Consider the following 22148-nt stretch of genomic DNA (forward strand, 5'->3'; position numbering starts at 1 on the left):
AACCTTCCCCGGGCCCCGGAACGGGCGGCCCGGCGCGCGTGGTCCGTGCCGGCATCGGGACCTGGCAGGACCGGCGACGGATCACCGCGTAGGCTGCCCTCGGCACGGACACGGCTGGGTGGGGGAACGCATGACGGCTGGGACGGCCCCGAGGTGGGCGTCGGCTCTCGATTCGGTGGTGGTGTACGCGCAGGGCGCGCTCTGCCGCCGCCTGGCCCGGGGCACGGTGCCGGCGGGCGGACGCGTGCGGGTGGCGGGACTGCCCCGCTCGCTGGACCCGGGCTCGTTGCGGGCCCGCGTCGTCGGAGCGTCCGGGGTACGTGTCACCGAGGCCCGGGTCGAGGTGGAGGCCGAACTCCTCGGCACCGAGCCGTCCGACGAGTTGCGGCGCGAAGAGGAACGGCTGCGCGACGCCTGTGCGGCGGCACGGGGTCGCCGGGACCGGCAACTGGGACTGGTCCAGGAGGTCGCGGCGCTCCGTCCGGTGCCGCCGGCCCGCAAGCGGGACGACCCGCACCGCCGTACCCCGGTCGACGCGTGGCTGGAGCTCTCCGAGTTCGTCGACGAGCGCCTGACCGGGCTGCACAGCAGGCTCCGCGAGCTGGAGGAGGAGCTGCGCCGGGCCGAGCACGAGCTCGCGATCGTCGTGGACAGGATCTCCCGTGCCTCCACCGATGTGCCCTCGGCACCGGTGGCCGGCTCGGTGTGCGCGGTCCTGACGCTGGACGGCGCGGGCGGCGCGGAGGTGGAGCTGGAGGTGGAGTACGGGGTGCCCGGCGCCGTCTGGGTGCCCGCCTACCGGCTCACCCACCGTGCGGGCGAGAGCGACGGGTCCCTGGTGCTGCGGGCCTCGGTCGCCCAGCGCACGGGTGAGGACTGGACCGGTGTCCGCATCGCCCTGGCCACCGCCGATCTGCGCCGTCGCACCGACCTGCCCCGGCTCCGCTCGGTCCGCATCGGACGCAGTCAGTCCGCCCCCGCGCCTTCGGGCTGGCGTGAGCACCCGGCAGGGCTGACCGATCTTTTCGCCGGTTACGACGCGGCCGGCCCCCGCCCCGACACGGGACCCGCGCCCGCGGTCATGGTGGGTGCCGCGCCCGGTCCCGTTCCTCCGCCGCCGCCCCTTCCGCTGCCGGAGGGCGCCTCCCCTCCGGCCTTCGGCGGTGCCATGGCGCCGGCCCCTGCCTCGGCCCGGCCGGGCGGCAGGCCGCGTACCGCCGCGCGTACCGCCGCGCGGCCCGCCGCACCCGGCGCCGCCCCTGCTGTTCCCGCGGCTCCCGGGGCCGCGCCGCCACCGCCCGCCGCGTCCGCGCCGCCCGTGCCCGTACCGCCCGTGCCCGTGGCCGGTCCGCCGCAGCCGGACGGCGCCGAGCTCGACTACTCCGCGCTCGTCCTGTGCGGCCCGGACGAACAGGGCGGCCGCCGGGGCAGGCTGTTCCCCGGTTCCGGCTTCGACCCGGTGGCCGCCGAGTACCGCCGCCGCGCCGAGACGGTGGGCGCGCTGCCCCTTCCCGGACACGCCGTGCGGCCCCGCGAGTCGGCGGGTTCCTTCGACCACCGGTTCGATGCCGCCGCCCCCGCCGACATCCCCTCGGACGGCAACTGGCACACCGTCACCGTCGGCGAGATCCCGGTCGGCCTGCGCACCGAGTACCTCTGTGTCCCGTCCGTGGAGCAGACCGTGTACACGACGCTGGTGCTCTCCAACGCCACCGGTCAGGCCCTGCTGGCCGGTCCGGTGGAGGTCACCGCGGACGAGGACTTCCTGCTGACCGCCGCCCTGCCCACACTCGCCCCGGGCGGTGCGTGCCGGGTGGGGCTCGGACCGGCCGAGGCCATCGGGGTCACCCGCCGGGTGAATCTGCGCGAGTCGACCGCGGGGCTGCGCAACAACGTCACGGTGCTCGACCACCACGTCCATGTGGAGCTGGCCAACCGCCTTCCGGTGCCCGTCTCCGTGGAGGTGCGCGAGCGCGTGCCCGTCACCTCTGACGCGGACGTACGGATCGAGGAACGAGCCGACTGGACGGCGCCCGGGGGCGACGCCGGCCTCGAGCGCCACGCACCGGGCACACGCCTGTGGCGGATCGAGCTGCCCGCCGGCGGCACCGCCGCCCTCGACGGCGGCTACGAAATCCGGATCCCGGCCGGCAAGGCCCTCACCGGCGGCAACCGCAGGAGCTGACACAGCATGCCTACGTCACCGGGGCTCATCCCCCTCCCCGTCACCGCCGTCACCTGTACGGAGGACCGCGCTCACGTGGAGCGTACGGCCGTACTCGATCTGCGGGCCGGTACGCAGCGACTGCGTCTCGGACCGGTCAGCGCGCTGGCCGTCGACCGTACCCTCCATGCCGAGCTGACCGCAGGCCACCCGGCGACCGTGCTCGACGCGCGGATCGTCCGCAGCTGGACGCCGCGCGGGCCGCGGCCCACCGACGACGACTCCGCGCTGCGCCGGCGGGTGACGGCCCTGGAGGAGGAGCGGACGGACCTGGAGCAGCGGTGTGACCGGCTGCGCATCCGCGTCGATCTGCTCGGCCGGCTCGCCACCGATCTGCTGCGGGAGATCGGCGAGGGCGCCGGCTTCGGGGAAGCGGAACGGGACCGCTGGGCCCGGGTACTGGACCGGGTGGATGGCGAACGCGACTCCCACGGCGAGCGACTGCGCGTAGCGGAGGCCGAGTTGGCCGACGTGGCCGCCGAACTCTCCGAGACCCAGCGGGCCCTGCAGCTCTCCGAGACGGAACCCGCCGAGCTGGTCGGCCACATCGAGCTGACCGTGCGGGCCCCGGCCGCCGGGCAGGCCGTGCTGCGGCTGGGCCACCTCACGCCGTGCGCGGTGTGGCGGCCCGCCTACCGGGCCGTGCTCGACGGGGACTCCCTCACGCTGGACACGGACGCGATCGTCTGGCAGCGCACCGGCGAGGACTGGTCGGACGTACGGCTGACCCTGTCGACGGCCCGCTCCGCGCGGGCCGCGGAACCGCCCCGGCTCAGCGAGGACCGGCTGACGCTTGAGGACCGCTCCCCCGCTGAGCGCCGCGCCGTCCACGTCGACCTGCGCGAGGAGGAGATCACGGACCTCGGTCCCGCCCCCGTGCTGGGGCTGCCGGGTGTGGACGACGGCGGCGAGGTGCGCGTGCTCCACTCCCCCGCACCGGTCTCCGTGCCGGCGGACGGCCGCGCCCACCGTGTGCCGCTCTCCTCCTTCACCTCACCGGCGAGAAGTGAGTACGCCTGTTCGCCCGAGCTGTCGCCCCTGGTCAGCCAGGTGGTGCGGTGCGACAACCTGTCCGGCCACGCCCTGCTCGCCGGGCCCGTCGACCTCGTCCGCGGCAGTGGATTCAGCGGGCGCGGCACCCTGGGCTTCACCGCCCCCGGCTCCCCCCTCGAGCTCGCCTTCGGCAGCCGGGACGACCACCGGGTGCTGCGGCACACCGAGGAGACCCGCGAGACCGCCGGAATCACCCAGCGGACCGTCCTCACCCGGACCGTCCGGCTGCACCTCTCCCGGTTCTCCGCCCCCGGCGAGCACGACGACAGGACGGTCGTCGTCCAGGAGCGCGTCCCGGTCTCCGAGGTCTCGGCGGTGGAGGTGCGCCTGCGCCGGGACGACTGCTCTCCCGCGCCCGACGCGATCGACGCGGACGGCATCGTCCGCTGGAACGTCCCCCTGCCCCCGGGCGGCCGCCGCACCGTCACCCTTGTCTACGAAGTCTCGGCGAGCGGCAAGGTCACCGGCCTGTGACCCCGGCGAAGCCACCACCACCGCCACCGCCGCCGCGCCCTCGGCCCGCCGCCGTCAGAACTTCGGTGTCGGTGCCTGCGACCGCAGCAGCTCCGCGCCCTCCTCCAGCTTCAGGTAGGCCGGTGTGTCGTCCGGCTTCAGCCGCAGGTAGATGCCGACGACGCCCAGCGGCCCGGCGAGCAGGAACGGGATGCGCCAGCCCCAGGCGTCCATCGTGTCGGTGCCGAGCCAGGCGGTGAGGGCCGTCACCAGGCCCGCCGCGCCGGTGTACCCGGCCAGCGTGCCCAGTTCCAGGAAGCTGCCGAAGTAGCCGCGCCGCTTGTCCGGGGCGTACTCCGCGATGAAGGTGGAGGCACCGCCGTACTCGCCGCCGGTGGAGAATCCCTGCAGCAACCGGAAGAGGATCAGCAGCAGGGGTGACCAGAAGCCGACGGCCGCGTACGTCGGGAGCATGCCGATCGCGGCGGTGCCGATCGCCCTCAGGATCATCGTCAGCACGAGGACCTTCTTGCGGCCGATCTTGCCGCCCATCGGCCCGAACACCATGCCGCCGAGCGGGCGCACCAGGAAGGCGACGGCGAAGGCGGCGAAGGACGACAGCAACTGCGCGGTGTCGCTGCCGGAGGGGAAGAAGACGCGGCCGATGGTGCCGGCCGGATACGCGTAGATGCCGAAGTCGAACCACTCCATGGCGTTGCCGAGCGAGGCGGCCCTCACCGCCCGCTTGACCGCCCGTTCGTCCGTCACCGTGATGTCCGACCGGCGCAGCGGCGGGTTCCGCCGGCGCCGGGCGGCACGGAACAGGGTGGGGTGGCGCCCGGCCGCCGCGGAAGGGGGCGCGGGCCCGCTGTCGGTGGGGGACGTGACGGGTCCCTTTCCGGTACGTGCCGTGGCAGACGGAACGTACCAGCGTCCGTGAGGGGACGCCGGGAAGCGCGCTCGGGGTCGCTTCCTCCCGGTGGCTCCCCGGATACTCGGGCGCGACGCGGGGCCCGTTCTCACCCGTGTGCCTCCGCTGCGCTGGTCGCCCGGGCGGACCGGTGATGCGGTGGGAGGACAAGGGCGGAAAGCGCCCGGGGCAGGTCGGCGCCGGGGCGCTCGTCCCATCCTCAGGAGGCACTCGTGACCACCCCTCGCCCGATCGTCTGCTCGTCCCGTGTCCTGGCCGCCGTACTGGCCACCGGGACACTGCTCACCACGGCGGCCTGTTCCGACGCGGACAACAGCGCGTCGGCCGGGTCGGAGACCGCCGGCGCGGCCGTCGAGCGGGCCCTCGCAGCGCAGACCGAGTCACCCACGTCCACGCCGACGTCCCCGTCCCCCACGTCCCCGTCGCCGACCTCGTCGCCCACCTCGTCGCCCACCTCGGAGCTCGGCGAGACCGGCGCGCGGAACGCGCTGATCACCGAGGCGGACATCGAGGACAACTGGACGCAGGTCGATGACCCGCGGGGCTGGCGGGACTCCCTGCTCATCGGACAGGTCGACGTGGTCGCGTTCCTCGAGGGGAGGAGTGACGCCTCGAAGTGCCAGAGGCTGATCGACTCGCTGTACGACGAGACCCTGTTGGGCCGCCCCTCCGGGGCGTCGGCGCTCAACGGGTTCCAGGAGGGTGACTCCCGGCTGCTCTACCAGGTCGCGGCCTATCAGAAGGCCGACCTCGACGAGTCGATGAAGTGGCTGCGGTCGCTTCCCGACGCCTGCGACCAGTTCACCCTGACCGGTGGTGACACCGGTGAACGCACCGTCCAGGTCACCGAGATGTCCTTGCCCGAGGAAGGTGACGCGAGGCAGGGGCTGACCGTGACGGTGAAAGGCACGAGCGGGAACGAGCCCGTGACCCTCACCCTGGACGTGGCCGCCGTCCAGATCGGCGCGAACGCGATCACGGTCACCAACGGCGGAACCGGCGGCGCCGACCACGACACCACCTCCGCGGCCGTCGAGCAGGGCACGCAGCGGCTGCAGGAGGTCCTCGCCGGCCGTACACCGCAGCCCACTCCCAGCGGAGTCGAGTGACCGCGGGACCGGTGTGACTACGGGACCGGTGTGACCACGGGACCGGTGTGACCGCGGGGCACGTCCGGCCGCGCCGGCGACGGGCGGCAAGCCCGGTGGTCTTCACTCGCCCGGATCGTCCGGCGGTGCCGGGCCGATCGGCGGCGTGCGGTGCCGTCACAGCAGTCGTTCCCCTCACGGAAAGCGTGGCCGTGAGGCGAACACCGCACGCCGCCCGGCGGGCACTGCCCCCGGCCGTCCTCGTCCCCGCCGCGGCCCTCATGGCCGCCGGCCCGTCCACGGCCTCCGCGAACGGCGGCGGTTCCGGCTGCGGTGAGCACGCCGGACCGTACTGAGCGGTACTCCCGTGGCCACCCTTCGCTACTCGGGGGTAGGAACGCGGCTCCTCTTGCTATACAGTTCGTCAGCAAGACGGGATCGTTACCCGTGGTAATAGCGCCCGGACTCGATTCGAGGAGCCCTCAGCATGGCCATCCACACCTCCCCGTCGGAGGCCGCCGGGAACCGGCCCTCCGACGACGGCACAGCCCGGCGGCTGCTGGACTCGTCCGCTCAGCTCTCCTACGACCCGCTCACCGAGGTCGACTGGGACACGCCGCTCGACACGAGTTTCCACGGCGCCAGCCCGGAGTGGAGCACGCTCTACGGAACGGCGTACTGGGACGAGATGACCGACGCGCAGCGCAAGGAGCTGACGCGCCAGGAGGCGGCGTCCGTCGCCAGCACCGGCATCTGGTTCGAGATGATCCTGCAGCAGATGGTGCTGCGGGACATCTACGCCAAGGACCCGACGGACGACACCGTCCAGTGGGCGCTCACCGAGATCGCCGACGAGTGCCGGCACTCGATCATGTTCGCCCGCGGGGCGAAGAAGCTCCGGGCGCCGGCCTACCGGCCGCACCGGGTCGCGCTCGAACTCGGCCGGTTCTTCAAGACCGTCGCCTTCGGCGAGGCCGCGTACGCGGCGATCCTGGTCGCCGAGGAGGTCCTCGACGTCATGCAGCGCGACTGGATGCGCGACGAGCGGGTCGTGCCCTTCGTCCGCACCATCAACAACATCCATGTCGTCGAGGAGTCCCGGCACATGAAGTTCGCCCGCGAGGAGACGCGCAGGCACCTCGCGCGTGCCGGACGGCTGCGCCGCCGGATCCACGCCCTGCTGATCGCCGTCGCGGCCTACGTCATCGTCACCAGCATGGTGAACCGGAAGGTCTACGCGAACGCCGGCCTGGACGAGGCACGCGCGTTGCGCGAGGCAAAGACCAACGAGCACCACAAGTCGATGATGCGGGCGAGCTGTTCGGGCCTGATGGAGTTCCTGGACTCGGTGGGGCTGCTCACCCGGCCCGCGCTCTTCTTCTACCAGCGCGCCCACCTCGTCTGACGACCCGCACCCTGCACCTGCCCCGACCCACGGCGGAGTGGACGACCATGGCCTTCGCGATCACCCAGACCTGCTGCAACGACGCCACCTGTGTGTCCGTCTGCCCGGTCAACTGCATTCACCCCACGCCCGGGGAACGGGCCTTCGGCAGCACGGAGATGCTGTACATCGACCCGAAGAGCTGCATCGACTGCGGTGCCTGCGCCGACGCCTGCCCGGTGGACGCCGTCCTCCCGCTCGACCGGCTGACCGGCGGGCAGCGGGAGTACGCGCGGATCAACGCGGCCTACTTCGAGCAGGACTCCCCCGAGGACACGGGGTCACCGGCGCGTTCGGGCCCGAACTTCCACGCCTGGGGCGAGCCGTCCTTCGACCGGGTGCTGCCCTCGGACTTCGGGCCGCTGCGGGTCGCGATCGTCGGCACCGGCCCGGCCGGCATGTACGCCGCCAAGGACCTGCTGCTGCACACCCGGGCCGAGGTGACGCTCGTCGACCGGCTTCCGGTCGCCGGCGGGCTCGTCCGGTACGGCGTGGCACCGGACCACCCGGCCACCAAGAAGGTGGGCGAGTCCTTCGCCCGCTTCCTCACCCATCCGCGCGCGCGGACCTACCTGGGCCTCGACGTGGGCACCCACGTCACCGCGGAGGAACTCGCCGCCCACCACGACGCGGTGATCTACGCGGTGGGCGCCGCCACGGACCGGCGACTGGGCGTTCCGGGCGAGGACCGGCCGGGCAGCGTCTCCGCGACCACCTTCGTCGCCTGGTACAACGCGCATCCGGAGGTCGCCGCGGACGCCGTCGACCTGTCGTGCGAGCGTGTCGTCGTGATCGGCAACGGCAACGTCGCCCTCGACGTCGCGCGGATCCTGGTCTCCGACCCGGAGACGCTGGCCGGCACCGGGATCGCCGGCCACGCGCTGGCGGAACTGCGCCGCAGCAAGGTGCGCGAGGTCGTGCTGCTCGGGCGCCGCGGACCCGAGCACGCGGCGTGCACCAGACCCGAGCTGCTCGCCCTGAAGCACCTTCCCGGGATGGATCTGCTCGTCGACGACCACGACCCCCGCATCGGTGCGGCGATCGACGCCGCCGGCCCGGAGGACAAGGCGGCGGTGCTGCGGGGGGTGGCGCGGGAGACCGTCGACTGGTCCCTGCCGCCGGGTGCGGCAGGCGGGCGGCGGCGCATCGTGTTCCGCTTCCGCTCCTCCCCGGTGGCGGTGTGCGGGGGCGAGGACACGCGTGCCGTGCGGGTCACCGGCGGTACCGCCGAGCTGGAGATTCCGGCCGGCCTGGCGCTGAGGGCGGTCGGCTACCGCGGGGTGGCCCAGGCGGGGCTGCCGTTCGACGAGGCCACCGGGACCGTGCCGCACGAGCGCGGCCGGGTGACCGGCAGGCCCGGGACGTACGTCGTCGGCTGGATCAAGCGCGGTCCTTCGGGGGGCATCGGCGCCAACCGCGCCTGCGCGGCCGAGACCGTCGGCTCGCTGCTGGCCGACGCGGTGGCGGGCGCGCTGCCCGCACCGGCCGGCGGGCCGAAGGCGTTCCGCCGCCTCGTACGCCGTCGGCGCCGTTGAGGTCCGCCTTCCGGCCGAGGGCCGGACGGGCCGTCATGTCCCCGCCCGTGGACGGCCGTGGGAGGGCCTCCTCGAGCACCTGCGCATGGTCCTGACGCCCTCACCCGGGACGCACCGCAGGCACCCCGGACGCCACTCGAGGGCGTTCATCCCGTCGCCGTCAGGTCCGGGGCGTTGTGGGCACGGCGGTAGGCCAGCGGGGACAGGCCCAGGTGGGTGGAGAAGTGCTTGCGCAGGGCCACGGCGTCGCCGAAGCCGCTCGCCGTGGCCACGCGCGCGACGGTCAGATCGGTCGACTCCAGCAGCCGGCGCGCCTGGTTCAGCCGGCACTGCAGCAGCCACTGGAGGGGGCTGGTGCCCACCTCGTCGCGGAACCGCCGGGTGAAGGTGCGTACGCTCATGTGCGCGTGCCGGGCCAGGTCCTCCAGCGTGAGGGGTTCGGCCAGCCGGTTCAGGGCCCACTGCCGGGTGGCCGACGTGGAACGGTCGATGTCCTTCGGCACCGGGTGCTCGATGAACTGCGCCTGCCCGCCCTCGCGCCACGGCGCGACCACGCACCGGCGCGCCGCCGCGCCGGCCACCGCCGCTCCGTGGTCCCGGCGGATCAGGTGCAGGCACACGTCGATGCCGGCGGCCCCGCCCGCCGAGGTCAGGATGCGTCCGTTGTCGACGAACAGGACGTCCGGATCGACCTCGACCCGGGGAAACAGCCGGGCGAACGCGTCGCAGAGCACCCAGTGAGTGGTGGCCCGCAGACCGTCCAGCAGCCCGGCCGCCGCGAGCAGGAACGCCGAGGTGCACAGGCTGACGACGCGGGTGCGCGGACCGATCCGGGCGAACGCCCCGGCGACCTCCGCGGGCAGCTCGCCGGTGGCGAGCAGATGTCTCTCGGGTTCCTGGGTGGCGATCACCACGGTGTCCACGCGCTCCAGGAGGGACTCGTCGTCGTCGACGACGATCCGGAAGCCCTCGTGGGTGCGGACCGGCCGACCGCCGAGCGAGCAGGTCGTCACGGAGTACAGCGGTGCGCCGGCCGGATCGCGCGCCGCGCCGAACACGCGCGCGGCGATACCGAGGTCCATCGCGAGGACACCTTCGAGAGCGAGAACGGCAATGCGGTGCGCCATGGCCGGAATGGTACGACAGGTGGCCCTCCAGCCACTCACTCCGTCCGGGGCGATGCGACGAAGCTGGTGATCACCGGGCTCGGCCCGGTCTTCGCACAGGCGGAACGGACAGGAACGAGGAGAGCATGAGCGAGCACACCATGCGTGCCGTCACCATCAGCGGGTTCGGCGGGCCGGAGGTGCTGACCGTCGGGCGGGTCGCACGTCCCGAACCGCTGCCGACCGAGGTGCTGGTGCGGGTGCACGCCGCCGGGGTCAACCCGGTGGACTGGAAGACCCGCGCGGGACACGGCATGGCGGGACTGCAGACGTTGCCGCTGGTCCTCGGCTGGGACGTCTCCGGAGTCGTCGAGGAGGTGGGGTTCGGCGTCACCGCGCTCGCGCCCGGTGACGAGGTGTACGGGATGCCCTGGTTCCCGCGCCCGGCCGGTGGTTACGCCGAGTACGTGACGGCGCCGTCCCGCCAGTTCGCGCGCAAGCCCGCCTCGGTCGGGCACGCCGAGGCCGCCGCCCTGCCCCTCGCGGCGCTCACCGCGTGGCACGCGCTGGTCGACACGGCGGGTGTCAAGGCCGGTCAGCGGGTACTGGTGCACGCCGCGGCCGGCGGCGTCGGGCACCTGGCGGTACAGATGGCCAGGCATCTGGGTGCCGAAGTGGTCGCCACCGCCCGTGAGTCCCGGCACGCCTGGCTCAAGGAGCTGGGCGCCGACGAGACGATCGACTACACCCGGCAGCGGTTCGAGGACGTGGCCGGTGCGGTCGATGTCGTCGTCGACCTGATCGGCGGCACGGACGCCACCGACGTGCGGTCGGTGGCAGTGACCCGGCCCGGCGGCCTGGTGGTCTCCGTCCCGAGCGGCGTCTCCCCGGCGCTCGCCGCCGCGGCCGGGCAGGCCGGAGTGCGCACCAGCCCGCTCCTGGTCGAGCCGGACGGCGCCGCCCTGACCACCATCGCCGGTCTGGTCGACTCCGGAGCGGTCCGGGTGGAGGTCGAGCACGTGTTCGCGCTGGAGCAGGCCGCCGAGGCGCACCGCCGGGGCGAGACCAACCGCACCCGCGGCAAGCTCGTCCTGGACGTCACGCGGTGACGCGCATGCGGCCGGCGGACCGCCGGCGCGGTGTCGGCCGCTCTTCCGCGGCACCGGCGTAGTAGACCTCCCCGGGAGGGGCACTGGAACGGGGCCCGTCGTCCGGCGACGGGCGCGACGAGAGAGAAGGGGGCGCCGTGTGCTGCTGAGGACGTTCCGCTGGGCCTTCGCCGTCACGGGCCTCGGTCTGGTCGCCGGAGTGCTCTACGACGGCTGGACGGCGCTGGGACTGGTCGCCGTCCTCGCCGTTCTGGAGGTGTCGCTGTCCTTCGACAACGCGGTGATCAACGCCGGCATCCTCAGGAGGCTCAACGCCTTCTGGCAGAAGGTCTTCCTCACCATCGGCATCCTGATCGCCGTCTTCGGCATGCGGCTGCTCTTCCCCGTCGTCATCGTCTCCGTCAGTGCCCGGCTCTCACCGCCCCGGGCCGTCCATCTCGCGCTCACCGACAAGGACCGCTATCAGGAGCTCGTCACCGACGCGCATCCGTCGATCGCCGCGTTCGGCGGGATGTTCCTGTTGATGATCTTCCTCGACTTCGTCCTGGAGGACCGCGAGGTCAAGTGGCTCGGCCCGGTGGAACGGCCGTTGGCCCGGCTCGGCCGGATCGACATGCTGTCGGTCTGCGTCTCCCTCGGGGTCCTCCTCGTCACCTCCGTGACGTTCGCCGTCCACGCCCACCAGCACGGCGGCGGTCATGCCGACAAGGCCCAGACGGTTCTCCTCTCGGGCATCGCGGGCCTGATCACCTACTTGATCGTGGGCGGGCTCTCCGGCTTCTTCGAGGGCAGGCTGGCCGCCGAGGAGGCCGGGGAGCACACCGGGCGAGGGACCGAGGACGCCGGGGCGGGACGGCCGGCGGTCGCCCTGGCGGGCAGAGCCGCCTTCTTCACCTTCCTCTACCTGGAGGTCCTGGACGCCTCCTTCTCCTTCGACGGCGTGATCGGCGCCTTCGCCGTCACCAACGACATCGTCCTGATGGCCCTGGGCCTGGGCATCGGCGCCATGTACGTCCGGTCGCTCACCGTCTACCTGGTCCGCCAGGGCACCCTCGACGAGTACGTCTACCTCGAACACGGCGCCCACTACGCCATCGGCGCCCTCGCCCTCGTCCTCCTCGTCAGCATCCGGTACGAGATCGACGACATCGTCACCGGCCTCATCGGCGTCACGTTCATCGGCGCGTCGTTCTGCTCCTCCGTACGCCACAACCGCGCCGCACGCCGGTGAACTCCTCAGCGGGTTCGGCCCGGGGAACCCCGGAGTGCGCGGGCGGCGCCGGCACAGGGTCACGCCGCACCTCCCGCACGGGCGAGGCGACGCGGGTCACCCGATGTACCCGGTCTGCGCCCGGACGGCCTGACGCCCGGACGGCCGATCCGCATCGAACCGCCCGGGAACGGGCAGATTCGCACCATGTCCATCGACGTGACGGATTCGCCCGGAGTACAGGTGTGTTCCCTGAAGCGGGACACTCCGCAGCCGGTCCCGGCCGGCAGTCCCTACACGGTCGTACGGTTCCCGTTCGGGTCCGCGGAGTCCACCGACCGGTTCTCCATGCACCAGGTGAACCAGCCGGACGGGTACGTGGTCACGGACTGGGACGCGGACGACCGGTCCGGGCTGATATGGCCCAGCACGGCCGGCTGGGGCGCCCTGTACGCGATGGTCCAGTGGGAGGCCGGGGATTACGGCGAACTGCGGGACCAGTTCGTCCGGGATCCGCTCGGCCTCACTCCGGCGCCCCGCGACACCACGGCGACGGAGCACCGGCCGCCGAGTCCCGGCATGCAGTGCTGGACGAAGCACTGGGGCGTCTTCGTCGACCCGGCCGTCCCGCTCGCCTTACGGGTCACCCATGACGACGGTGTGGCGCGGAGCGTCGTCCTGGCGGAGTTCAAGCTCGTCGTCCACCGGGCCGCCTGACGGCTCGTCCGGTGGTCCGCAGTCCTGAGCGGTTCAGGGACTGCGGACAGTGCGGGTGGATCTCGTCGATGTCCAGGACGAGCGCCGGCCGAGGGCGCCGGCCGTCATGTGTCATCGCGTCGAAGAGGGCGCGCCGGTGAGGACGCGGGCGCGGCCGTTGACGCGGAGCACCCGCTGCCTGTACGTGTGGCGGCGGGATGCCCGGACGGCCCTCGGCCGCGGTCGTGGCCGAGGGCCGTCCCCATGCCGGCCGCGGCACCGGGGCCGGGGGCAGGCATGAGCCGCGTCAGCGTCGCGGAGGGGCCTCCCGTGCGGATCCGGGGCGGACGGCCGTCGGTGGCGCGTCGTGCGGGGCCGGCAGCTCCCGTCCCAGGCGTCGGAGTGGGGACGAAGCCATCACCACGGGGGACAGCATCATGCCCGCGGCCGTCACCAGGAGGCTGGTGCGCAGCCCCCGTTCCTGCGCGAGGAACCCGCCGGCCAGGGAGCCGAGCGGGGCCAGTCCCATGCCGACGAACGTGATGGTCGCGGCCGCGCGGCCCTGCATCCCGTCCGGGGTGACGGCCTGCCGGACGGCCATGACCGTGACGTTCACCAACTGGCCGCCGAGCCCGGACACGAAGCCGATCGCGAGGAGGGCGGCGACCGTCACCGCGGAGGAGCCGTGCAGCGCGGGCACGCACAGGAAGGCGCCGTCGCCGAGTACCGCCGCGCACACGAGCACCGGGCCGTGACCGAAGCGGCCGGGCAGGCGGGCGGCGAGCAGCGAGCCCAGGAGCGCGCCCGGTCCCGCCGCCGCGAGCGCCAGCCCGATGACGGTGCCCGGCAGGTGCAGCTCCCGTGACAGGAAGAGCAGATGGACGGTCATCACGGCCGCGAAGGAGAACTGGAAGACGGCCGAGGCCAGGCACACGCTCCGAAGCAGGGCGTCGCCGGCGACGAAACGCAGGCCCTCGTGAATCCGCCGCCAGACCCGAGGGAGGTGTTCCGCGCGCCCGGGGATCGATTCGGTCCGGCGGATCCGCCGGACCGACAGGAAGGACAGCGCGAAGAACAGCGCGCTGGAGGCGGCGGCGACCGGCGCCGACAGCAGGGACACCAACGCACCGCCGAGAGCGGGACCGCCGATCTGCGCCGCGGACCGGCTGCCCTCCAGCGCACTGTTGCCCCGCACCAGTCGGTCGCGTTCCACCAGCCGGACGAGAGAAGCCTGGTATGCCACGTCGAAGAACACGGACAGGGCCCCGACCGTGAAGGCGACCGCGAGCAGGACGGGCAGGCCGAGCAGGCCGAAGAAGCCGGCCGTGGCGGCGGCGCCCAGGGCCATGGCCCGGCCGGCGTCCGTGAGCACCATCGTCGTACGGGTGCGCCACCCGTCCACCCACGCGCCGGCGAAGAGCGAGAGCAGCAGGACCGGTGCCTGCCCCACCGCGCGAAGGACGCCCAGTTGGTCGGCACCGGCGTTCAGCGTCAGGACGGCGAAGAGCGGCAGGACCACCAGACTCGCGTGTTCACCGAGTTGGGAGACGGTCTGGCCCGTCCAGAGTCTGCGGAAGTCGGCGTCCCGCCACAGGCTCGACGGAACGGAGCGGCCGGAATCGGATACGGCACGGGAAGCGGACGGCACGGGGATCCCTCGGGTTGCCGACAACGAGGCCCGCCACCGGGGCGGGCGAAAGGCGCACCGGCGGTTCGGGCAGGGAAAGGCTCGCTGTGCCGCAACGTCGAGGGCAGCACGCGATGACAGGCCGGACGGCCGACAGCGTCAACGCGCGCTCGGGAAACCGACCATGTCTCAGCTCCTCGTGGGTGACTCGCTCCACCGGGACCCTAGCCGTCGGCGACCCGGCGCGAAAGGCGGCCTCACACGCTTCTCGCACGCACACGGCCCGGGACCCGGCGCGGGGGTCAGACGGCCGGGTGCTCGGTCCGTCGTCGCGAGTACGCCGTCCAGCGTCCGTCGCGCCGGGTCACCGTGATGTCGCGGCCGTAGCAGGCCGTCACCCGTGCGTCGGTCAGCACCTCGGCGACGGGCCCCCGGGCGAGGATCCGGCCCTCCCGCAGCAGCAGGGCGTGGCCGACCGCCGGGGAGAGCTCCTCCACGTGGTGGGTGACCGTCACGGTGGCCAGTCGCGGGCGTCCCTCGGCCAGTCGGTGGAGGGCCTCGACGAGGTCTTCCCGGGACGGCAGGTCCAGCGCGTTGAACGGCTCGTCCAGGAGCAGCAGCGCCGGGTCGGCCATCAGCGCCCTGGCGATCAGGACGCGGGCCCGCTGACCGCCCGAGCACACTCCGTACGGCCGGTCGGTCAGGTCTTCGACGTCCAGTTCGGCCAGGAGCCGGTGGGCCCGCCGCCGGACCTCGTCGTCGTACATCCGCCACAGCGGCTGGACGGTACCGGTGTGCCCGGTCAGCACCACGGCGTGGGCGGTGAGTTCGCCGGGCACCCGCTGGGCAGCGGTGACATGCCCGATACGGGCGCGCAGGTCGCGGACGTCCACCCGGCCCAGCCTGCTGCCGAGCACCTCGACACTGCCGGTCGTGGGGTGCGTCAGGGCACCGAGCAGCCGCAGCAGGGTGGTCTTCCCCGCGCCGTTGGCCCCCAGGAGCGCCCAGTGCTCTCCGGGCCGGACGGTCCAGTCGATTCCGTCGAGGATCAGGCGGTCGCTCGTGTGGCGGCCCACGCGCACGTCCCGCAGGAGGACCACAGCCGTCCCCGGCCCGCCCTCCGTGCCCTCCACCGTCGGCCCGGCCATCCGGCAACTCCTCTCGCCCCCGGGCGTCGTCGCCCCCCCACGACGGTAGATGTACGGGGCATGTTGTCGCCGGGCCGTTCGGATCGTGGATGTCGTGCCGGCCCGGCACCGAGGGCCGGCCGGCACACATGGCACCGGCAGGTCAGCGCGTCGCGGCGCGCACCGGACCGCTCGCGCCGCGTCGGCGCCGTGTCAGGTCGCGGGCCGCCTCCGGCCACGTCGGGTACGCGAATCCGAAGCCCGCCTCGAGCAGGCGGCCGGGGACCACCCTCCGGCTCTTGAGCAGGAGCTCCGTGTCCGAGCGCAGTACGAACGCGCCCACTTCGGCCATCCCTCGCGTCGCGGGCAGACCCAGCGGCATGTGCCACGCGGTGCGCAGGGCGCGCATGAAGGCGCGCTGCGGCAGGGGATCGGGGGCGGCCAGGTTCACCGGGCCGGCGAGATCGTCCCGGTCGGCCAGGAACTCGACCGCGCGGACGAAGTCGTGGTCGTGGATCCACGACACGTACTGGGCGCCCCCCGCGACCGGTCCGCCGAGCCCGAGGCGGGCCATCCACGACAGGACGTCGAAGACGCCGCCCCGGTCGGGGCTCATCACCATGGCGGTGCGCAGGGCCACCTTGCGGGTGTGCGGGGTGGCCGCCCGTTCCTGTTCCCGCTCCCAGGCCCTGGCGATGTCGACGCTGTAGGACCAGTAGCCCGGCACGGTGGGCTCCGCCCCGCCGATCACACCGGTGTCCTCGTCGTTGGGCGCGTCGAAGCGGTGCGCGTAGACGGTGGCGGTGCTCATCTGGAGCCAGACCCGCGGAGGGTGCGCCGCGGCGCCGATCGCCTCGCCCACGGCACGGGTGGAGAACACCCGCGAGTCCCTCATGGCCCGGAGGTTGGCGGGGGTGTAGCGGCAGTTCACACTGCGGCCGGCCAGGTTGACCACGACATCGCTGCCGTCGATCACCTCGGTCCACGGCCCCGGGGTCTCACCGTCCCAGTGGACTTCACCGGGCCCCGTCGGCCGTCTGGTCAGCACCACGACCTCATGCCCGACCGTGGTCAACGCGCGCTTCAGGACGGTGCCCACCTGCCCGGTCCCGCCGGGAATCACGATCTTCATCCAGCCCTCCCGATCCGTGTGAGGGCAACCCTACCGTCGAATTGAACACGTTCAAAAAACCGGTTCCGGTGGGCGCCCACGGCGGGGTCCCGGCTCCGTCCGAGGACCGTGCCGACTCAGGGGGTCCGGCCCGGTGGGGAGACCTCGTTCACGGCGGCTCCCCAGGCGGCCGCGCACAGGGCCCGTTCGACCTCGTCGGTGTAGACGGCGGCGGCGAGCCAGGCCCGGGCGAAGTGGCCGGTGTCGGCCGGGAGCAGGCGGCCGAAGGTGTCGCGGGAGCGGTCCGCGGCGGCGGCGTGGAGGTCGTCGAGGAGGTCGCCCGCCGTGGCGAGGCCGAGACGGCGCAGCCGGGCGCCGTCGCCCGGCCGGTTCCCGGCGAGGGCGAGGACACGGCGGCCCCCCGGTACCGCCTGGTGGACCCGGCGGCGCAGCAGGTGCAGCGGGGCCTCGTCGCCGGTGGCCATGGCCCGGGCGGGTGGCGCGACCGCGCCGGCGGGCAGGTCCGCGCGCCGGAGGCGGTCCAGACCGAGGTCCACCCGGGCGCCGGGATCGGTGGGGTGCTCGGTGGCGAGCAGCAGGGCGCGGGGACACGGCCCCGGTGCCAGGCGCGCGACGATCCGCAGCCGGATGCCTCCGGCGGCGGCGAGCAGACGGAGGTTGTCACGGTGAGGGAGTGCGGGATCGTCGTGGGCGGTGGCCAGCCGCAGGGGCAGGCCCGCGCAGTCGGCCAGCAGGCAGTCGCCCGTCGCCTCCCGCACCGTGCCCGCGAGGGTCACCTCCAGGAACAGCAGGTCCTGCCCGCCGCTCAGCGCCCGGGCCACCTGCTCGGCGGCGGGTACCGCCCACAACCGGTCCAGCGGCTCGGCGCGCCAGGCGGCGCCGGAGGCGCGGACCGCCCGCACCCCCGCCCCCGCGCCGAGCCGGCCCGTCGGGGAGACGGTGGCCCCGGACACGGCGAGTCCCGCGCGCGACAGTTCGCGGTGGGTCAGGGCGGTGTCGCCGATCCGTACGGCCCGGTCGGCGGCGCCGGTCGCCCGGGCGGGCCCGCCCGGCGCCACGTCCGACACCGTGTACAGGCGTCCGTCGGCGTCGGCGGTCCAGGTGACCGCGCCCGCGTATCCGGTCGCGGTGAGAACGGGCTCGGAGAAGAGTCCGTACAGCCGCAGGGAGCCGTCCGGGCGGTACGGCTGCCGGACCGTGCCGCGCAGTTCGGTCAGGTCCGGGCCGGTGGCGTGCGGGAGGCGGTGGGCGACGCCCAGGACACCGGCCAGCGCGCCGGCGAGGTCGGTGAGGCGGTGTCCGGGGTCGGCGGAGCGGGCCGCGCGCACCCCGGTCACCACGGAGACCGCCGCGGCCGAGGCCCGCGGGAGGCCGGCGAGGCGGGCGGTGTGCGCGGCGTGCAGGAGCTCCGCCTGGAGCACGGCGCCGGCACCGTCCGTGCCGGCCTCCAGGACGGCCGCGGCCGCGTCGAACACCGCCCGGGCCGCGGCACGTTGTTCCGCGGTGGCGGCGTCGGGCTCCGGCCGCGCCGTCCCCGTCCCTTCCTCCGCCTCCGTGACCCCGGCGGGGGCCGGGGCCTCCTCGGCGACCGGTGCGGCCGAGGCCGCCGCCGCGCGGTGCAGGCAGCCGGGGGCCAGCAGGCACCCGCAGTGGATCGCGTCCGCGCCGGTCACCGTCCCGCCGGGCGCCCGCAGGACGACGTCGGTCCCGTCGTCGTCGACGGCGATCCGCACGGTGTCGCCCTCCCGGACGGCCGGACGTGCCAGGAGCTTGGCCACGCCCGCGTCCAGCCGCTTGCGGAGCCGGGGTGAGAGCGCCGCGACGAGTTCGGCGGTGACGGACGGGACGACCGGAGGCAGGTCCGGGCTCATGCGATCTTCTCCCCTACCCAGCGGGCGAGTTCGAGCGGGCTGAGGGCGGCGACGGGCATGCCGGCCGCGACCAGCTGACCGGCGACTCCCGTGGAGTAGCGGGGCCGGCCGGTGTCGTCGAGGCTCGCGCAGCCCAGGACGTGGCAGCCGGCCGACACCAGTGCGCGGACCTCGGCGAGCAGACCGCCGAGCGGGTAGCCCTCCTCGAAGTCGCTGACGACCACGACGAGGGTGCGCGACGGCACGGTGACGAGCTCGCGCGCGTGCCGCAGTCCCGCGGCGATGTGGGTGCCGCCGCCGACGCTGACCTCCAGCAGCAGCGACAGCGGGTCGTCCACGTGCCCGGTGAGGTCGATGACCTCCGTGGAGAAGGCCAGGAAGTGGGTGGAGAGGGTCGGCACCCCCGCCAGGACGGAGGCGGTCAGCGCGGCCCACACCGTGGACGCCTCCATGGAGCCCGACACGTCCGTGACCAGGATCAGCCGCCAGTCGGCGGCCCGGCGCCCCCGGGTGCGGAACACCGGGTGCTCGGGGATCACCCGGACCGTGCCGTCCGGGGCGCGGCGCGCGGTCGCCAGGTTGGCCCGCAGGGTGCGGGGCAGGTCAAGGCCGCCGCCGGGCCGTCTGCCGGGGCGGGGCAGGGCGGTGCCGTGCAGGGCGGGGCGCAGGCGGGTGGCCAGCTGCCGGGTCAGCGCGTCGACCAGCCGCCGTACGAGCGGGCGCAGTGCGGCCAGCCGGGCCTCGGGCAGTCCGCCCGCGTGCCGCAGGACGGTGCGCAGCAGGTCCACCGAGGGCCGCACGCCGTCCGCGTCCAGCTCGGCGAGGACGTCCCTGCGGCCCGAGGCGGCGGCCGCCGCCAGCACTTCCTCCCGGATACCGGGCCCGAACAGCGCGGCCAGTTCCTCGGACCACTCCCGCACCCCGGGGTACGGCGCCTGCCGTCCCCCGCCGGTTCCCGGGCCCGTGAGGTCCCCCCGGCTGCCTTCGCCGCGTCCGCTGCCGTACAGCTCGTCCAGCGCGGTGGCGAGCGGTGACGCGGACGGCGGCAGCCGGTCGGCGCGGCGGCCGAGGAGGAGGCGCCAGCGGTCGGCGGGGGCGAGGGTGTGCTCCCCGGCGGCCTCCGGGGCACCGCGCTCCGGGCGCTGTGGCGCGCCCTTCGACGGACCGCCGCCCGGTGGGGGCAGCAGGCCCAGCGACCGCAGGGTCTCGCGGGCCGCGAAGTCCGCTGCGGTCCAGGTGGCGAGGGCGGCCGGGGCGACGTCGTCCGTGTCGGCGACGTGCCCGGTGCCGAGGCGTTCCTCGACGGCCGCGAGGAGGCGGTCGCGGGCCGCGGGGCTCAGGGTGTCGAAGCCGCCGCGCAGCGCGGGGAGCCGGTCGAGGAACGCCCGGTCGGGCAGCTCGGTCACCCGGGTGAGCAAGGGCTCCAGCGCGGGGGCCGCCGCCTCCAGCAGGGGGCCGGCGGCGGTCAGCAGTCCGCCGAGCCGGGCGGTGAGGGCGGCGCGGGAGTCGGGGTCGGTGGCCCCGTCGACCCAGGAGGCCACGCGGTCGCCGAAGACCCGCGCCTCCTCGTGCCCGAGCAGGACGCGTACGGCCCCGGCGGCGCCGCGCATCAGCGGGGAGCCACCGGCGGACAGGCGCTCCAGGGCGTCGGCGAGCCGGATGCCGCCCAGCGGGTCGGCCCGGTGGGAGAGTTCGAGCAGGGCGTGGGCGTCGGCGGGGTCCTCGGACCCGGTCAGTCCGTCGACCTGCCGCACCGCCGCCGCCGTGAGCAGCTCCGCGGCGGCGGCCGCCCGGGTCTCGCGGTCCGGTCCGACGGGGAGTCCCGGGACGTGACCGGCCCGCAGGCGGTCGAGCAGGGCCAGCCCGGCGAGGAGTTCCGGCAGGGTGCCGGCCCGGGGCAGGACGTCGGCGACGTCGCCGAGCCGTTCGTCCGCGAGCCCGGTCAGGCCGCACTCCGCCGCCCGTTCGAGCCCTTCGAGGGCCTGTGCGGCAGTCGGCCCGCCCTCGTCGCGCTCCTGGCGCCGCCGTTCGCGCAGGACTCCTTCGGCGGCCTGCGCGGGGGTGACCCCGCGCACTCCGGCCGTGGTCAGCACGGCCGCCGTGGCGGGGGTCCAGCGCACCTCCCATCGGGAGGTGAGGGCCTCGGCGCCGCCCGCGCCAACGACCTCCCTGACCTCCCCGTAGGGCACGCCGCACACCGTGAGCCGGCGCAGCAGCAGTTCACGGCGCCGGTCGAGGTCGGACCGCAGCGGGTCGAGCCGCAGGTCCCGGGCGGGGCCGGGGCCGTCCTCCTCGGGGCCGGGCAGGCCGAGCCGGGCCAGTTCGGCCTCGACCGCGGGGACGAGTCCGCTGCGCGGCGCCCCGGGGGCGGGGCGCCCGGTGCGGGTGCCGACGAGCACCCGCTCCATCGCCCGCGCCACGGCCCGGCCGCGCCCGTACGGCTCGCCCTGCGCGAGCACCGTCTGGACCGCTTCGACCAGTTCGCCGCGGCCCGCCGCGGGCAGGCCCCGCAGCCGGGCGAGGTCCGAGGCGAGCCGGCTGATCTCCCGGGCGTCGGCGGGTCCCGAGGGGTGGCCGAGGCTCCGGAGCTCGGCGCAGACGTGTACGGCCGCCCGGGTCAGCGCCTCCTCCAGCGCGGCCGGGTCGCCCGCCGCGCGCAGGACCATGTCCTGCCACTCCGGGTCCCGGATGCCCGCCGGGTAGCCGGACCGCTCGTCGAGGAGGGCGTAGGTGTACGGGATCAACGAGGTGTTCCACACGGGTCGCTGCGGGTCCTCGGGCGTCGTTCCGTCCTCCTCCCCCGCCGTGTCCTGCCGCAGCAGCGCCGGGGCGTGGAAGGCGCCGACCACCACGGCGGCCCGCTCGCCCCGTGCGGTGGCCTCGGCCAGCTTGGCCCGCATCCAGCGTTCGCGCCGCAGGTCCAGCTCCGGGACGCCGCCCGAGGCGACCGCGTCCTCGCGCAGGGCCCACCCGGTGAGCAGGGCGGCCCGGCGCAGGGCCTCGGGCGGGGAGCCGGGGGCGGTCGCCTCGACGAGCCGGTCCCAGAGGTCGTCCCCGGGGCGGCCCGTCAGCCGGGTCCGCAGCGCGGTGGCGATACCGGGGCCGCCGGCCCGCGGCCCCGCTTCCCGGCGTCCTCCGGACCAGGCCCGGTCGGCGAGCGGCAGGTCGCAGGCGACCACGGGCACGCCGTGCCGGGCGGCCCAGCGCACGGCGGCCAGTTCGGGCGAGAAGTCGGCGAACGGGTAGAACGCCGGTCCGCCGTCGCCGCCCTCGCCGGGGGCGGCGGCGAGCGCCACGGGGGCCCGGGTCTCCTCGTGCCCCAGCCAGGGCAGCCACTGCTGCATCTCCGCGGGCAGTTCGACGAGCAGCACCTCCGGCTCCGCCTCGTCCAGCAGCGCGGGCACGGCGGCGGCCAGGGAGGGCGCGTGGTGCCGTACGCCGACGAGGTAGGGCGCCGACGGGCCGGTGAGGGCGGCGAGCGCCTCGTCGGGCGGGACGGGCGGGCCGTCCGGGGCGGCGGCCCCGTGGGAGAGGGACACGGC

At 74.8% G+C, this 22148-nt stretch carries 15 protein-coding genes and 2 pseudogenes; 9 read left to right on the forward strand and 8 right to left on the reverse strand.

Annotation, left to right across the window (positions count from 1 at the left end):
- The first annotated feature begins 130 nt into the window (after positions 1-130).
- Both AB0A94_RS13660 and AB0A94_RS13665 read left to right on the forward strand, forming a co-directional pair.
- Positions 131-2185: a DUF4139 domain-containing protein gene (locus AB0A94_RS13660; RefSeq protein ID WP_361743477.1), complete on the forward strand. Its 2055-nt coding sequence runs from the start codon at positions 131-133 to the stop codon at positions 2183-2185.
- A gap of 6 nt (positions 2186-2191) precedes the next feature.
- On the forward strand, positions 2192-3751 hold the full coding sequence (locus AB0A94_RS13665) for a mucoidy inhibitor MuiA family protein (RefSeq protein ID WP_361743480.1): 1560 nt from the start codon (positions 2192-2194) through the stop codon (positions 3749-3751).
- A gap of 99 nt (positions 3752-3850) precedes the next feature.
- Here the strand turns inward: AB0A94_RS13665 and AB0A94_RS13670 are convergent.
- Positions 3851-4555, reverse strand: a pseudogene (locus AB0A94_RS13670) (MFS transporter); the annotation flags it as partial.
- Between the two features lie 318 nt (positions 4556-4873).
- Here AB0A94_RS13670 and AB0A94_RS13675 point away from each other — a divergent pair.
- The 4 genes from AB0A94_RS13675 to AB0A94_RS13690 all read left to right on the forward strand — a co-directional run bounded on the left by AB0A94_RS13675 (position 4874) and on the right by AB0A94_RS13690 (position 8728).
- Positions 4874-5770: a hypothetical protein gene (locus AB0A94_RS13675; protein WP_361743483.1), complete on the forward strand. Its 897-nt coding sequence runs from the start codon at positions 4874-4876 to the stop codon at positions 5768-5770.
- A gap of 191 nt (positions 5771-5961) precedes the next feature.
- Positions 5962-6105 carry a hypothetical protein gene (locus tag AB0A94_RS13680; protein WP_361743486.1) on the forward strand — a complete coding sequence of 48 codons (144 nt, stop codon included), beginning with the start codon at positions 5962-5964 and terminating at the stop codon, positions 6103-6105.
- Positions 6106-6236: 131 nt separating this feature from the next.
- Entirely contained in the window at positions 6237-7154 is a 918-nt protein-coding gene (locus tag AB0A94_RS13685; RefSeq protein WP_361743489.1) for a diiron oxygenase, read from the forward strand.
- 47 nt (positions 7155-7201) lie between these two features.
- Complete coding sequence (locus AB0A94_RS13690; protein WP_361743492.1) at positions 7202-8728, forward strand: FAD-dependent oxidoreductase; 1527 nt, start codon at positions 7202-7204, stop codon at positions 8726-8728.
- A 146-nt stretch (positions 8729-8874) separates the two neighbouring features.
- On the opposite strand, the gene AB0A94_RS13695 is transcribed toward AB0A94_RS13690, so the two are convergent.
- Positions 8875-9855, reverse strand: a complete 981-nt coding sequence (locus tag AB0A94_RS13695; protein WP_361743495.1) for a helix-turn-helix domain-containing protein — start codon at positions 9853-9855, stop codon at positions 8875-8877.
- Between the two features lie 125 nt (positions 9856-9980).
- Between AB0A94_RS13695 and AB0A94_RS13700 the strand changes: the two genes are divergently transcribed.
- The 3 genes from AB0A94_RS13700 (at position 9981) to AB0A94_RS13710 (ending at position 12870) form a co-directional block, all read left to right on the forward strand.
- Positions 9981-10943 (forward strand): NADP-dependent oxidoreductase, encoded by a 963-nt coding sequence (locus tag AB0A94_RS13700; RefSeq protein WP_361743498.1) that lies wholly within the window; start codon positions 9981-9983, stop codon positions 10941-10943.
- Positions 10944-11082: 139 nt separating this feature from the next.
- Entirely contained in the window at positions 11083-12174 is a 1092-nt protein-coding gene (locus tag AB0A94_RS13705) for a DUF475 domain-containing protein (protein WP_361743501.1), read from the forward strand.
- A 186-nt stretch (positions 12175-12360) separates the two neighbouring features.
- Positions 12361-12870, forward strand: a complete 510-nt coding sequence (locus AB0A94_RS13710) for a hypothetical protein (RefSeq protein ID WP_361743504.1) — start codon at positions 12361-12363, stop codon at positions 12868-12870.
- Here the strand turns inward: AB0A94_RS13710 and AB0A94_RS13715 are convergent.
- The 6 genes and pseudogenes from AB0A94_RS13715 to AB0A94_RS13740 form a co-directional block, all read right to left on the reverse strand.
- Positions 12842-13047 (reverse strand): annotated as a pseudogene (locus tag AB0A94_RS13715) (pyridoxamine 5'-phosphate oxidase family protein); the annotation flags it as partial. The gene AB0A94_RS13710 and the pseudogene AB0A94_RS13715 overlap by 29 nt on opposite strands.
- A gap of 109 nt (positions 13048-13156) precedes the next feature.
- A complete protein-coding gene (locus AB0A94_RS13720; RefSeq protein ID WP_361743507.1) occupies positions 13157-14497 on the reverse strand; it encodes an MFS transporter in 1341 nt (446 codons plus the stop codon).
- 281 nt (positions 14498-14778) lie between these two features.
- Positions 14779-15624: an ATP-binding cassette domain-containing protein gene (locus AB0A94_RS13725; RefSeq protein ID WP_361743510.1), complete on the reverse strand. Its 846-nt coding sequence runs from the start codon at positions 15622-15624 to the stop codon at positions 14779-14781.
- Between the two features lie 142 nt (positions 15625-15766).
- Positions 15767-16735 (reverse strand): TIGR01777 family oxidoreductase, encoded by a 969-nt coding sequence (locus tag AB0A94_RS13730; RefSeq protein WP_361743513.1) that lies wholly within the window; start codon positions 16733-16735, stop codon positions 15767-15769.
- A gap of 116 nt (positions 16736-16851) precedes the next feature.
- Entirely contained in the window at positions 16852-18606 is a 1755-nt protein-coding gene (locus tag AB0A94_RS13735) for a hypothetical protein (RefSeq protein WP_361743516.1), read from the reverse strand.
- Complete coding sequence (locus AB0A94_RS13740; RefSeq protein WP_361743519.1) at positions 18603-22145, reverse strand: DUF5682 family protein; 3543 nt, start codon at positions 22143-22145, stop codon at positions 18603-18605. The genes AB0A94_RS13735 and AB0A94_RS13740 overlap by 4 nt, the downstream gene beginning before the upstream one ends.
- Positions 22146-22148 lie beyond the last annotated feature (3 nt).

Origin of the sequence: Streptomyces sp. NPDC044984, assembly GCF_040646935.1 — a bacterium.
GTDB lineage: Bacteria > Actinomycetota > Actinomycetes > Streptomycetales > Streptomycetaceae > Streptomyces.